The sequence below is a fragment of the Streptomyces cinereospinus genome (assembly GCF_042430725.1).
In the GTDB taxonomy this organism is placed as follows: Bacteria; Actinomycetota; Actinomycetes; order Streptomycetales; family Streptomycetaceae; genus Streptomyces; species Streptomyces cinereospinus.
Window position 1 is genome coordinate 14403 of the sequence record NZ_JBHMCY010000063.1, and the last position, 12934, is coordinate 27336.

Genomic DNA, 12934 nt, shown 5'->3' on the forward strand with positions numbered 1-12934 from the left:
TTGGCCACCCGGGCGTCCTACCCTTCAGAGGGTGAAGCAACTGATGTCACTGGAGTCCGACGCCGACCTCCTCGGAGCGGCCGGAGCGGCGCCAGCCGCCCTTCCCGGCACGCTCCCCGAGCCACTGCGTGCCGAACTCGTCGCGTTCCGGCGTGACTTGCACATGCACCCGGAGCTCGGCAACCAGGAGTTCCGTACGACCGCCGCGATCAAGGCCCGGCTGGAGAAGGCCGGCCTCCGCCCGCGCGTACTCGCCGCCGGCACCGGACTCGTCTGTGACGTCGGTGTGGACGGGGACCAGTGGCGCGGCGGACCGGAGATGCTCGCCATGCGCGCGGACATCGACGCCCTGCCCATCCCGGACGCGAAGACCGAGTGCCCCTACCGCTCGACCGTCCCCGACCGGGCGCACGCCTGCGGCCACGACGTGCACACGGCCGTGGTGCTGGGCGCCGGGCTGGTCCTCGCCGACCTGCACCGGCAGGGCCTGCTGCCGCGGCCGGTGCGGCTGGTCTTCCAGCCCGCCGAGGAGGTGCTGCCCGGCGGTGCCGCCGACGCCATCGACTGCGGGGTGCTCGACGGGGTGCGGCGGATCGTCGCCGTGCACTGCGACCCCCGGGTGGACGCCGGCCTGATCGGCCTGCGCGAGGGCCCGATCACCTCCGCCTGCGACCGGCTGGAGATCACCCTGGACGGCCCCGGCGGCCACACCGCCCGGCCGCACCTGACCACCGACCTGGTCACCGCCGTCGCCCGCGTGGTCACCGACGTGCCGGCGCTCGTCGCGCGCCGGGTCGACACCCGCAGCGGCCTGGCGGTGACCTGGGGCCGTATCGAGTCGGGCCACGCGCCGAACGTCATCCCGCAGCACGCCGAGCTCGCCGGGACCGTGCGGTGCCTCGACATGACGGCCTGGCGGGAGGCCCCGGACATCGTGCACGCGGCGATCGACGAGGTGGCGAACCTGCACCGCGCCAAGTCGGAGATCAACTACGTCCGCGGGGTGCCGCCCGTCGTCAACGAGCCCGGCGTCACCGAACTCCTCGCCGACGCCATGACCGCCCGCCGCGGCCCCGCGTCGGTCGAGCACACCGACCAGAGCCTCGGCGGCGAGGACTTCTCCTGGTATCTGGAGCAGGTCCCCGGCGCCATGGCCCGCCTCGGCGTCCGCCCGCCGGGCGAGCGCACGGTCCGCGACCTGCACCAGGGCGACTTCGACGTGGACGAGTCCGCGATCGCGGTGGGCGTCGAGCTGTTCACGGCGGCGGCGCTGATCGACGGCGGCCGGTAGCCACCCCGGAGGCGCCTTCCGGTTGCGCCCCGCGGGCGGCGGGGGGCAGCCCGGTGCGGACGAGCGGCCGGTCCTGCGCCGAGCACGCCGGGATCGCCCCAGCTGCGTCATTGGAGCCGGTGGTTCACGACGACGTGACCGGCCACCGGCACGAATGGATAACGGCCACGGAGAATCCCGTTCCCAGGAGTGTCTACGCGCGTTAATGTGCGCCGAACCGAGCGCCCGCTGCGGGGCTTTGGAGAATGGGGAACTTCAGATGCGTCGGACATCCAACCTGACCCGCGTCGCGGTGGGCGTCGCCTCGCTCGCGCTGGCCGCCACCGCCTGCGGCGGGACCAGCACTGACAGCGGCGGCGACGGCGAGGGCGGCACGGAGGACCTGGGCCTCGCCATCGCGTACGACATCGGCGGCAAGGGCGACCAGTCCTTCAACGACGCCGCGTACGCAGGCCTGCAGAAGGCCGCGGACGAGTACGGCTACCAGACCACCGACATCGAGCCCACCGAGGGCGAGACCGACGCCGACAAGGAGCAGCGCCTGGCGTCGCTGGCCAGGCAGGGCTACAACCCCGTCATCGGTGTCGGCTTCGTCTACGGCCCGGCGATGGAGGCCGTCGCCGCGAAGTACCCGGACACCACCTTCGGCATCGTCGACTCCGTCGTCGAGGGCAAGAACATCGCCTCCCTCGTCTTCGCCGAGGAGCAGGCCTCCTACCTCGCGGGCGTCGCCGCCGCCAAGGCGACCAAGACCGACACCGTCGGCTTCGTCGGCGGTGTGGACATCCCGCTGATCAACAAGTTCGAGGCCGGCTACAAGCAGGGCGTCGCGGACACCAGCGGCGGCAAGGTCACGGTCCTCTCGCAGTACCTGACGCAGACCGCGGAGGAGGGCGGCTTCTCCAGCCCCGACAAGGGCAAGGCCGCCGCCGAGGGCCAGATCGAGAAGAAGGCCGACGTGGTCTACCAGGCGGCCGGCCTGTCCGGCCAGGGCGTCATCGAGGCCGCCGCCACGGCCAAGGTCTGGGCCATCGGCGTCGACTCCGACCAGTACCACCAGGAGGCGCTCGCCTCGTACAAGGACTCCATCCTCACCTCCGCGCTCAAGGACGTCGGCGGCGCGGTGTACGAACTGGCGAAGTCCGTCGAGAGCGGCGAGCCGCTGACCGGTGTCAAGACCTTCGACCTGAAGGTGAACGGCGTGGGCCTGTCCGAGAGCAACCCGCGGTACGCCGAGATCGCGGATCTGCGGGAGGCCGTGGAGGAGGCCAAGGCGGGCATCGTCGACGGCTCGATCAAGGTGAAGGCCGAGTAGTCGCCCCTCGCCCGACCAGGCCGAACCGGCAGATCCCGCCGAAGCGGGCGGATGCGTGGAGCACCCGCCCGCTTCGGCGTCCCCGGCGCCCGCCGGGCCGGTGCGAGGGGGCGGGGCGGCCACCTCGGCCCGAGTGGCGTTGGCCACGGCCGGACAACTAGGTGGACAGAAGGGGTTCTCAGGCTGGTCTACGCGCGTTAATCTGCGGCGAAGCCAGCGCCGACGCCGAACCGTACGGCGCCAGGCACCCCGGGGAAGTGCGGGCACGCCCCCACGCCGCCCGGCACGCACTCTCGCCGCACCGGTCACCGGCCCAGGTAGCTTCCGCTACGCGGGTCCCGGTCCGGCGCGCCGGGAGTACGCACCGGACGACGCGGGCACGCCCCCGCACGTCCCCGGACCCGCCAGTACGACAGGAGCACCACACATGCGCCGGGTTTCCCGCCTCGCGGTCGCGGGCGCAGCGACCGCCTCCCTCGCCCTCGCTCTGTCCGCCTGCGGCGGCACCTCGACCGAGAGCGGCTCGTCCTCCGACGGCGACAAGGGCCTCGCCATCGCCTACGACGTCGGCGGCAAGGGCGACCAGTCCTTCAACGACGCCGCGTACGCGGGCCTGGAGCAGGCGAAGAAGGAGTTCCGGTACGAGACGGCCGACATCGAGCCCACCGAGGGCGAGACCGACGCCGACAAGGCGCAGCGCCTGGCCTCGCTGGCCAAGCAGGGCTACAACCCGGTGATCGGCGTCGGCTACGCGTACGCGCCGGCCGTGCAGGAGGTCGCGGCGAAGTATCCCGGCACCACCTTCGGCATCGTCGACGACTCGCAGGTCCAGGCGGAGAACGTGGCCGGCCTGGTCTTCTCCGAGGAGCAGGCCTCGTACCTGGCCGGTGTGGCCGCCGCCAAGAGCACCGAGAGCGACGTCGTCGGTTTCGTCGGCGGTGTGGACATCCCGCTGATACACAAGTTCCAGGCGGGCTTCGAGCAGGGCGTCAAGGACACCGACCCCAAGGTCGAGGTCCTGGCCCAGTACCTGACGCAGACGGCCGAGGAGGGCGGCTTCTCCAGCCCCGACAAGGGCAAGACGGCCGCCGAGGGCCAGATCGAGAAGAAGGCCGACGTCGTCTACGCGGCGGCCGGCCTGTCCGGTCAGGGCGTGATCGAGGCCGCCGCCGCCAACAAGGTGTGGGCGATCGGCGTCGACTCCGACCAGTACCGGCAGGAAGCCCTCGCGCAGTACAAGGACTCCATCCTCACCTCCGCCACGAAGGACGTCGCGAAGGCGGTTTACCACCTTGCGAAGTCGGTGGAGGACGGCAAGCCGGAGACCGGTATCGTCAGGGGCGATCTGAAGACCGGCGAGGTGGGCCTCGCGGACTCCAACCCGAAGTTCGCGGGTGACGCCGAGCTCCAGGAAGCCATCGAAGCGGCCAAGGAGAAGATCATCAGCGGCGAGATCGAGGTCAAGAGCAGCTGACAAGCAGGTGCCGACCAGTCGGTAACCGCGGGTGACGTCCGCGCCACGGGGTGCGGGGAGCTTCCTCCCTGTACCCCGTTGTCGCGGGGCGCCGCCCCTTTGCATGCCGTAGGGGCGCTACGCGCGTAGACGACCCCCGTCCCCAGGAGAGTGCGCCATCAACGCGTCCAGCAGCCCTCCGGCCGGAGCGGCGGTCCACGGTCAGCCGACCGCCGTCGAACTCGCCGGGATCACCAAGCGTTTCCCGGGCGTCGTGGCCAACCACGACATCCACCTCGGTGTCCGCAAGGGCACCGTGCACGCCCTCGTTGGCGAGAACGGCGCCGGCAAGTCGACGCTGATGAAGATCCTTTACGGCATGCAGAAGCCGGACGAGGGCACCATCGCCATCGACGGTGAGCAGGTCACCCTGCACAGCCCGGCCGACGCCATCGCGCGCGGCATCGGCATGGTCCACCAGCACTTCATGCTGGCCGACAACCTCACCGTGCTGGAGAACGTGGTCCTCGGCAGCGAGAAGCTGTACGGCATCGGCGCCAGGGCCCGCCGCCGGATCCAGGAGATCTCCGACCGCTACGGCCTCGGCGTCCGCCCCGACCTGCTGGTCGAGGAGCTCGGCGTCGCCGCCCGCCAGCGGGTGGAGATCCTCAAGGTCCTCTACCGCGGCGCCACCACGCTGATCCTCGACGAACCGACCGCCGTGCTCGTGCCGCAGGAGGTGGACGCGCTCTTCGCCAACCTGCGGGAGCTGAAGGCCGAGGGCCTGTCCGTCATCTTCATCTCGCACAAGCTGGGCGAGGTGCTCTCCGTCGCCGACGAGATCACCGTCATCCGCCGCGGCACCACGGTCGGCACGGCCGTCCCCGCCGAGACCACCCCGCGCCGGCTGGCCGAGATGATGGTCGGCAGCGAGCTGCCGACGCCGGAGACCGCCGAGTCCACGGTCACCGACCGCCCCGTCATCACCGTCGACAGGCTGCGCCTGCAGGCGCCGGGCGGCAAGGCGCTGCTGGACGACATCACCTTCACCATCCACGCGGGCGAGGTCCTGGGCATCGCCGGCGTCGAGGGCAACGGCCAGACCGAGCTGGTCGACGCGCTGATCGGCCTCCGGCACGCCGACTCCGGCACGATCACGATGGCCGGCGAGGAGATCACCGCCTGGCCCACCCGCAAGCGCCGCGAGCAGGGCGTCGGCTACATCCCCGAGGACCGGCACCGCCACGGCCTGCTCCTGGAGGCCCCCCTGTGGGAGAACCGCATCCTCGGTCACGTCACCGAGAAGCCCAACGCCAAGGGTGTCTGGCTGGACCCGAAGGCCGCGCAGGAGGACACGCGCCGGATCATCGAGACGTACGACGTCCGCACCCCTGGCATCGACGTCACCGCCGCCTCGCTGTCCGGCGGCAACCAGCAGAAGCTGATCGTCGGCCGCGAGATGAGCCACCACCCGCGCTTCCTGATCGCCGCCCACCCCACCCGCGGTGTGGACGTCGGCGCCCAGGCCGCCATCTGGGAACACATCCGCGAGGCCCGCCGCGAGGGCCTGGCCGTGCTGCTGATCTCCGCCGACCTGGACGAGCTGATCGGCCTCTCCGACACCCTGCGGGTGATCTACGACGGCAGGCTGGTCGCCGACGCCGACCCCGCCGCCATCACCCCCGAGGAGCTGGGCTCCGCCATGACCGGTGCCGCCACCGGACACCTCGAACACGAAGAGCCGCCGGCCGGCGATCAGGACCGGGAAGACGAGGCCCGTTGATGAAGAAGTTCGACAAGGAGCGCGTGCTCCTCGCGGTGGCCGGGCCGGTCATCGCGCTCGCGGTGGCCTTCGTGCTGAGCGCGATCGTGCTGATCGCCTCCGGCAAGAATCCGGTCGAGCCGTTCGCCCTGATGTTCGAGCAGGCCACCTTCTCCGACATTCAGGTCCTGATCGTCAACCAGGCCTCGATGTACTACATCGCCGCCCTGGCGGTGGCCATCGGCTTCCGGATGAACCTGTTCAACATCGGGGTCGACGGCCAGTACCAGCTCGCCGCCATGATGACCGCGGTCGTCGGCGCCCACCTGAACCTGCCGGCCGTGATCCAGATCCCGCTGCTGCTCCTCACCGCGCTGTTCACCGGCGCCTTCTGGGCGGGCATCGCCGGCGTCCTGAAGGTCACCCGGGGCGTCAGCGAGGTCGTCGCGACGATCATGCTCAACGCGATCGCCACCTCCGTCATCGGCTACCTGTGGCTGCCGACCGTCTTCGGCGTCAAGGCCGGCAACAACAACACCACCGGCGAGATGCACTCCTCCGGCTGGGTGCCCGGCATCGACCTGGGCCCGGCCGGCGAGATCTACGGCCTGGTCCTCCTCGCCGTGCTCCTCGGCATCGGCTACTGGGTGGTCCTCAACCGCACCCGCTTCGGCTTCGACCTGCGCGCCTCCGGCGCCTCCGAGACCGCCGCCGCGGCCTCCGGCGTCGACCCCAAGCGGATGACGCTGACCGCCATGCTGATCTCCGGCGCCCTCGCCGGTCTCGCGGGCCTGCCGATCCTGATGGGCGACAGCCACACCTACAACCTCAACTTCCCCACCGGCATCGGCTTCCTGGGCATCGGCATCGCCCTGCTCGGCCGTAACAACCCGACCGGCATCGCCTTCGCCGCCCTGCTGTGGGCCTGGCTCGACGTCGCCTCCGACGAGCTGGACTTCCACGACTACGACAAGGAGATCGCGGTCATCATGCAGGGCCTGATCGTGCTGGCGGTCGTCGTCTCGTACGAGGCCGTCCGCGAATGGGGTCTGCGCCGCCAGCAGCGCCGCGTCGGCGCGGAACTCGCCGCCGGTCACGTGCTCGGCGCCCACAACACGAAGGAGGTGGCTGGCCGATGACCGCCCCCGTCTCCGCGACCGACGTCAACCAGCCCACGCTGCAGCCCGCGGCGCCGACCGGCCGCCGCCTGTCGTGGCCCGTCCTGCTGCTGGTCATCGCCGGAGCCCTGGCCCTGACCTCGCTCGTCCGCATCGTCACCGGCGCCGACGGCATCACCAACGTCAGCCAGATGTCCACCGCGCTCCAGCTCGCCGTGCCGATCGGCCTCGCCGGTCTGGGCGGCCTGTGGGCCGAGCGCGCGGGCGTCGTCAACATCGGCCTCGAAGGCATGATGATCCTCGGCACCTGGTTCGGCGCCTGGGCCGGCTTCCAGTGGGGGCCGTGGACCGGTGTCCTGGTCGGCGTCCTCGGCGGCGCGCTCGGCGGCCTGCTGCACGCCGTCGTGACCGTCACCTTCCACGTCAACCACATCGTCTCCGGTGTGGCCATCAACATCCTCGCCCTGGGCGCCACCCGCTACCTGGCCCCCCTCGCCTTCGAGGGGCACCCGGGCGGCTCCGCCAAGCAGTCCCCGGCGGTCGAGTCCCTCGGCAACGTCACGGTGCCGGGCCTCTCCGACGGCCTCAAGGAGCTGAACGAGCAGGGCTGGTTCCTGATCTCCGACGTCGCGGGCCTGCTCGGCGGTCTGGTCACCAACGTCTCCTGGCTGACCCTGATCGCCGTCGCCCTGGTCCCCGCCACCTGGTGGATCCTGTGGCGCACCGCGTTCGGCCTGCGTCTGCGCTCCTGCGGCGAGAACCCGGTCGCCGCCGAGTCGCTCGGCGTGAACGTCTACACGTACAAGTACCTGGCGGTCGCCGTCTCCGGCGGCCTGGCCGGCCTCGGCGGCGTCTTCCTCTCCCTCGTCGCCAACCCCTTCTACCTGGAGGGCCAGGTCAGCGGCCGCGGCTACATCGGCCTCGCGGCAATGATCTTCGGCAACTGGATGCCGGGCGGGCTCGCCGTCGGCGCCGGGCTGTTCGGCTACACCGACAGCCTCAACCTGCGCGGCGGCTCCGAGAACGTCCACGCCCTGCTGCTGCTCGGCGCGCTCCTGCTGGTCATCGGCGCGATCTGGCTGGCGATCCGCAAGAAGTACGGCAACGCCGTGATCACCCTGGTCATCGGTGCCCTCGTCTTCGCCTGGTACGCCACCACCAACGAGGTCCCCAACCAGGTCGTCGCCGCCACGCCGTACGTCATCACCCTCGTCGTGCTGGCCCTCTCCGCCCAGCGGCTGCGGATGCCGAAGGCGGACGGACTGCCGTACCGCAAGGGACAAGGCAAGTGACCCCCGACGCCGACTGGGAGGCGCTGCGCACGGTGGCCCGCGAGGCCATGGCCCACGCGTACGCCCCCTACTCCGGCTACCCCGTCGGGGCCGCCGCCCTGGTCGACGACGGACGCACCGTCACCGGCTGCAACGTCGAGAACGCCTCGTACGGCCTCGGCCTGTGCGCCGAGTGCGGGCTGGTCTCGGAGCTGCAGCGCACCGGCGGCGGCCGGCTCACGCACTTCACCTGCGTGGACGGCCGGGGCGAACTCCTCGTCCCGTGCGGCCGCTGCCGCCAGTTGCTGTACGAGTTCGGCGGCCCCGGCCTGCTGCTGGACACCCCGGCGGGCATCCTGCCGCTGTCGGAGATGCTTCCCCAGGCCTTCGGGCCGGGGCACCTCTCCTCGTAACTCCGTACGGCCCCTGCGATCCGGTCCGCAGGGGCCGTACTCTTCGCCATCCCCGGAAGGAAAGCCCTCATGGCCATGGACGCCATCTCCGTCATCCGCACCAAGCGGGACCGCGGTGAGCTCAGCGACGAGCAGATCGACTGGGTCATCGACGCGTACACGCGCGGCGAGGTCGCCGACGAGCAGATGTCGGCGCTCGCGATGGCCGTCCTGCTCAACGGCATGAACCGCCGCGAGATCGCCCGCTGGACGGCCGCGATGATCGCGAGCGGCGAGCGCATGGACTTCTCGTCCCTCGCCCGCCCGACCGCCGACAAGCACTCCACGGGCGGCGTCGGCGACAAGACCACCCTTCCGCTGGCGCCCCTGGTCGCCGCCTGCGGCGCGGCCGTCCCGCAGCTCTCCGGCCGCGGTCTCGGCCACACCGGCGGCACGCTGGACAAGCTGGAGTCGATCCCCGGCTGGCGCGCCCTGCTCTCCAACGAGGAGATGCTCCACGTCCTGGCCACCACGGGCGCGGTGATCTGCGCGGCGGGCGACGGGCTCGCCCCCGCCGACAAGAAGCTCTACGCGCTGCGGGACGTCACCGGCACGGTCGAGGCGATCCCGCTGATCGCGTCCTCCATCATGTCCAAGAAGATCGCCGAGGGCACCGGCTCGCTGGTCCTGGACGTGAAGGTCGGCTCCGGCGCCTTCATGAAGACCGTCGAGGACGCCCGTGAGCTGGCGTCGACCATGGTGGGCCTGGGCACGGACAGCGGCGTGCGGACGGTCGCCCTGCTGACCGACATGTCCACCCCGCTCGGCCTCACCGCGGGCAACGCCCTGGAGGTCCGCGAGTCGGTCGAGGTCCTGGCGGGCGGCGGCCCCGCGGACGTGGTCGAGCTGACGCTCGCCCTGGCCCGCGAGATGCTGGACGCGGCGGGCGTGAAGGACGCCGACCCGGCGAAGGCCCTGGCCGACGGCTCGGCCATGGACGTCTGGCGCCGCATGATCGCGGCCCAGGGCGGCGACCCGGACGCGCGGCTGCCCACGTCCCGCGAACAGCACGTGGTCACCGCGCCGTCCTCCGGCGTCCTGACCCGCCTGGACGCCTACGGCGTCGGCATCGCCGCCTGGCGCCTGGGCGCGGGCCGCGCCCGCAAGGAGGATCCGGTGCAGGCCGCCGCCGGCGTCGAGCTCCACGCCAAGCCCGGCGACCCGGTGACCGAGGGCCGGCCCTTGCTGACCCTCCACACGGACACCCCCGACCGCTTCGACTACGCCCTCCAGGCGATCGAGGGCTCCTACGACATCGCCGCCCCCGGCACGGCCTTCACCCCGTCCCCGGTGGTGCTGGAACGTATCGCCTGACCTCAGGTCTCCTCAGTCGGGTGCACGGGATCGGTGGACCACCACCGGTCCCGTTCGGCATGCTGGGACCGGTGACGACCGATGGGAGACCGCCGACTGACCGGGGTGTCTGTCGGACACTCGGCCTCGCACGCCCGGAGACGGGCAGCCTCTTCATGCCCGACCTGTGCGCGGTGCCGAGAGCCGCCCTGCGCCGTGGAACGCGTGTGCACGCCGGCGAAGCCGAACTCGTCGTCGAGGTCACGTCCAGGCGCAACGCGAACCACGACCGGGTCACCCCAGCACCGCCGCCACCCCCACCAGCACCGGTACCGAGACCACCGTCGACAGCAGGATCGCCTCCCGCGCCAGCACCTCGCCGACCCGGTACGTGCTCGCGTACGTGAACAGGTTCTGCGCGGCGGGCAGCGCCGACGTCACCACCACGTCCAGCAGCGCCGCACCCCGCAGCCCGAACACCCCCGCCGCCAGCGCCCAGCCGATCACCGGCTGGGCGACGGTCTTGAGGCCCACCGCCAGCAGCACCGGCGCCTTCTCCGCGCCCCGCAGCGGCAGGGTGCTGCCCCGCAGCGAGATGCCGAAGGCGAGCAGCACCGCCGGGACGGACATGTTGCCGATCAGGGTGAGGGGGTCCATCACCGGGCCCGGCACCGCGACACCCGCCGCCGACACCGCCACCCCGGCCAGTGAGCCCAGCGCTATCGGATTGCGCAACGGCGTCAGCAGCCGCTGCCACAGCGGCCGTCTGGCCCCTCCCGAGGCCAGGTCCAGCACCGTCACGGCGATCGGCGTCACCCCGACCAGCTGGAACAGCAGCACCGGCGCCACGAGGGACGCGTCGCCCAGCACGTACACGGCGATCGGGATGCCGAGGTTGCCGGAGTTGACGTACCCGGCGCACAGCGCGCCGATCGTCGTACGGCCCACTCCCCAGCGGCGGACGGCACCCACCGCCACGAACACCCCGGCCACCGCCGCCGTGCTCAGAGCCGTCACCAGCAGCCGCTCGGAGAAGACCACCGACAGGTCGGCCCGCGCGAGCGTGGTGAACAGCAGGGCCGGGGACGCCACGTGGAAGGCGAGCTTGGTCAGGACCTCCCGGCCCTGCTCCCCGAGGGAGCCGCGCCGCCCGATCGCGTAACCGACGCCGATCACCACCGCGATCACGGCGAACCCGCTCAGCACCCCCTGCACGGCGCCCCCTCGACGAGGCGGGGACACGCACGGGCGAGGACGGATGACCATGATCGATGCGGCATACAAGCAACCCTCGTCACCAGGCCCGCCGAGGTCAATGTGACGCCGACGACGCCCGCCGCGCGATGAGTTCGGCCCGCCCGCCCGGTCTACCGCACGTGGACGCCCTGACACCCGCGGAACTCGTGCTGGCCGGCCCCGTCACCCGGGACGAGGTGAGCGGCCTGTGCGCGGACGTGCGCGCCCTGCTGGAGGGCGGAGGGGCGTCGGTCGTGGTGTGCGACGTGGGCGGGCTCGGGCCACCGGGCCTCGGCGTCGTCGATCTGCTCGCCCGGCTCCAGCTCGCCGCTCGCCGCGCCGGGGGACGCATCCGGCTGCGCGACCCCGACCCCGCGCTACATGCCCTCCTCGACCTGGTCGGACTCCGCTTCGAGGTGGAGGGGCAGCCCGAACAGCGGGAACCACCGCTTGGTGTCCAGGAAGAAGTGGAACCCGGTGATCCGGCCCTCTGAGATCTCCAGCACCTGCACCGCCCACGGCGCGAAGCCGCCCGCCTCCGGGTCCGGCTTGTAGTGCGCGAAGCCCGGCAGGCCGTTGACCTCCACGTGCCGCAGCCGGGACCCCGCACAGGCGGAGCCGAGGGTGGTCATGAAGCCGGTGATGTCGGCCGGGCCGCGCAGCCACAGGTCGAACGGCGGCATCGTCATCACGGCGTCCTCGTGCAGCAGGGCGGTCAGCGCCGTCATGTCGTAGCCCTCGAAGGCGGCGACGTACCGCTCCAGCAGCTTCTGCTGCTCCGGGTCCAGCGGATCCGACACCGCCGCGTCGGCCCCCGTGTCACCCCGCTCCGCCAGGGTCGCGCGGGCACGCTGCAACGCGCTGTTGACCGAGGCGACCGAGGTGCCGAGCAGTTCGGCGACCTCACTCGCCTTCCAGGCCAGAATTTCGCGCAGGATGAGCACCGCACGCTGCTTGGGCGGCAGCTGCTGCAGCGCGGCCATGAAGGCCAGCCGCACCGACTCCTTGGCGACCGCGGCCTCCGCCGGGTCCGCGGTCGAGGGCAGCACACGGGCGTCGGGCATCGGCTCCAGCCAGGTGTGGTCGGGACGCGGGGACAGCGCGGCCTGGGCGAGGGGGGTCGACTCGGACAGGTCCATCGGCCGGGCGCGCTTGTTGCCCGCGTTCAGCATGTCCAGGCACACGTTGGTCGCGATCCGGTAGAGCCAGGACCGGATGCTGGACCGCCCCTCGAACTTGTCGAAGCCGCGCCAGGCGCGGACGAGCGTGTCCTGCACCGCGTCCTCCGCCTCGAAGGAGGAGCCGAGCATGCGGTAGCAGTACCCCGTCAGCTCGACCCGGTGTTTCTCCAGTGTGGCGTCGAGATCCGTCGCCGTGCCGTTGCCCATCGTCCACCCACCCCTGTGGCCGTTCCGTTCGCCGCACCCTCGCGTCCAACACTTCGGAAGCTACCGCAGCCCACTGACAACGGCCCCCGGACCAGCAATAGCCGCAGGTCAAGAGTGACCCGCCCGGCACCCCGGGAGACTGCGCCCACGGCGGGAGGCGACCGCCCCCGTGAGACGGCACCCGCGCACGGCGGAAAGGGACGGACGCCCCGGACGGCCCCCCGTGAGGCGCTGCCCGCACCTGCCCACGGCGGTAAGGGACAGACCCCCCGTGAGGGGGCACCCGCGTACGGCGGGAGGGGACGGACGCCCCGGACGGCCCCCCGTGAGGCGCTGCCCGCACCTGCCCACGGCG

General features: G+C 71.9%; 11 protein-coding genes. 9 read left to right on the forward strand and 2 right to left on the reverse strand.

What is annotated here, in order from left to right; genetic code table 11:
* Window positions 1-43 precede the first annotated feature (43 nt).
* The 8 genes from ACFF45_RS26735 (at window position 44) to ACFF45_RS26770 (ending at window position 9976) form a co-directional block, all read left to right on the forward strand.
* A complete protein-coding gene (locus ACFF45_RS26735; RefSeq protein ID WP_381349114.1) occupies window positions 44-1291 on the forward strand; it encodes an amidohydrolase in 1248 nt (415 codons plus the stop codon).
* A gap of 259 nt (window positions 1292-1550) precedes the next feature.
* Window positions 1551-2606 (forward strand): BMP family lipoprotein, encoded by a 1056-nt coding sequence (locus tag ACFF45_RS26740; protein WP_381349080.1) that lies wholly within the window; start codon window positions 1551-1553, stop codon window positions 2604-2606.
* A 427-nt stretch (window positions 2607-3033) separates the two neighbouring features.
* On the forward strand, window positions 3034-4080 hold the full coding sequence (locus ACFF45_RS26745) for a BMP family lipoprotein (RefSeq protein ID WP_381349081.1): 1047 nt from the start codon (window positions 3034-3036) through the stop codon (window positions 4078-4080).
* Window positions 4081-4237: 157 nt separating this feature from the next.
* Entirely contained in the window at window positions 4238-5842 is a 1605-nt protein-coding gene (locus tag ACFF45_RS26750) for an ABC transporter ATP-binding protein (protein ID WP_381349115.1), read from the forward strand.
* On the forward strand, window positions 5842-6960 hold the full coding sequence (locus ACFF45_RS26755; RefSeq protein ID WP_381349082.1) for an ABC transporter permease: 1119 nt from the start codon (window positions 5842-5844) through the stop codon (window positions 6958-6960). The genes ACFF45_RS26750 and ACFF45_RS26755 overlap by 1 nt, the downstream gene beginning before the upstream one ends.
* The gene (locus tag ACFF45_RS26760) at window positions 6957-8231 is read left to right on the forward strand and encodes an ABC transporter permease (protein WP_381349083.1); all 1275 of its coding nucleotides are present in this window, start codon (window positions 6957-6959) and stop codon (window positions 8229-8231) included. The genes ACFF45_RS26755 and ACFF45_RS26760 overlap by 4 nt, the downstream gene beginning before the upstream one ends.
* A complete protein-coding gene (locus tag ACFF45_RS26765; protein ID WP_381349085.1) occupies window positions 8228-8623 on the forward strand; it encodes a cytidine deaminase in 396 nt (131 codons plus the stop codon). Before ACFF45_RS26760 ends, ACFF45_RS26765 begins: the two co-directional genes overlap by 4 nt.
* 75 nt (window positions 8624-8698) lie before the next feature.
* A complete protein-coding gene (locus tag ACFF45_RS26770; protein WP_381349117.1) occupies window positions 8699-9976 on the forward strand; it encodes a thymidine phosphorylase in 1278 nt (425 codons plus the stop codon).
* Window positions 9977-10249: 273 nt separating this feature from the next.
* Here the strand turns inward: ACFF45_RS26770 and ACFF45_RS26775 are convergent, their stop codons facing one another.
* Entirely contained in the window at window positions 10250-11170 is a 921-nt protein-coding gene (locus ACFF45_RS26775) for an AEC family transporter (protein WP_381349086.1), read from the reverse strand.
* Between the two features lie 128 nt (window positions 11171-11298).
* On the opposite strand from ACFF45_RS26775, the gene ACFF45_RS26780 reads away from it, so the two are divergent.
* A complete protein-coding gene (locus ACFF45_RS26780) occupies window positions 11299-11685 on the forward strand; it encodes an STAS domain-containing protein (RefSeq protein WP_381349087.1) in 387 nt (128 codons plus the stop codon).
* Here the strand turns inward: ACFF45_RS26780 and ACFF45_RS26785 are convergent.
* Window positions 11569-12579 carry a sigma-70 family RNA polymerase sigma factor gene (locus ACFF45_RS26785; RefSeq protein ID WP_381349088.1) on the reverse strand — a complete coding sequence of 337 codons (1011 nt, stop codon included), beginning with the start codon at window positions 12577-12579 and terminating at the stop codon, window positions 11569-11571. The two genes, ACFF45_RS26780 and ACFF45_RS26785, sit on opposite strands and share 117 nt — an antisense overlap.
* Window positions 12580-12934: the final 355 nt, after the last annotated feature.

Coding starts and splice junctions, on each gene's coding strand:
- ACFF45_RS26780 (WP_381349087.1), top strand. CDS start 11,299: ATGAGTTCGGCCCGCCCGCCCGGTCTACCGCACGTGGACGCCCTGACA.
- ACFF45_RS26745 (WP_381349081.1), top strand. CDS start 3,034: ATGCGCCGGGTTTCCCGCCTCGCGGTCGCGGGCGCAGCGACCGCCTCC.
- ACFF45_RS26735 (WP_381349114.1), top strand. CDS start 44: ATGTCACTGGAGTCCGACGCCGACCTCCTCGGAGCGGCCGGAGCGGCG.
- ACFF45_RS26755 (WP_381349082.1), top strand. CDS start 5,842: ATGAAGAAGTTCGACAAGGAGCGCGTGCTCCTCGCGGTGGCCGGGCCG.
- ACFF45_RS26770 (WP_381349117.1), top strand. CDS start 8,699: ATGGACGCCATCTCCGTCATCCGCACCAAGCGGGACCGCGGTGAGCTC.
- ACFF45_RS26760 (WP_381349083.1), top strand. CDS start 6,957: ATGACCGCCCCCGTCTCCGCGACCGACGTCAACCAGCCCACGCTGCAG.
- ACFF45_RS26740 (WP_381349080.1), top strand. CDS start 1,551: ATGCGTCGGACATCCAACCTGACCCGCGTCGCGGTGGGCGTCGCCTCG.
- ACFF45_RS26785 (WP_381349088.1), bottom strand. CDS start 12,579: ATGGGCAACGGCACGGCGACGGATCTCGACGCCACACTGGAGAAACAC.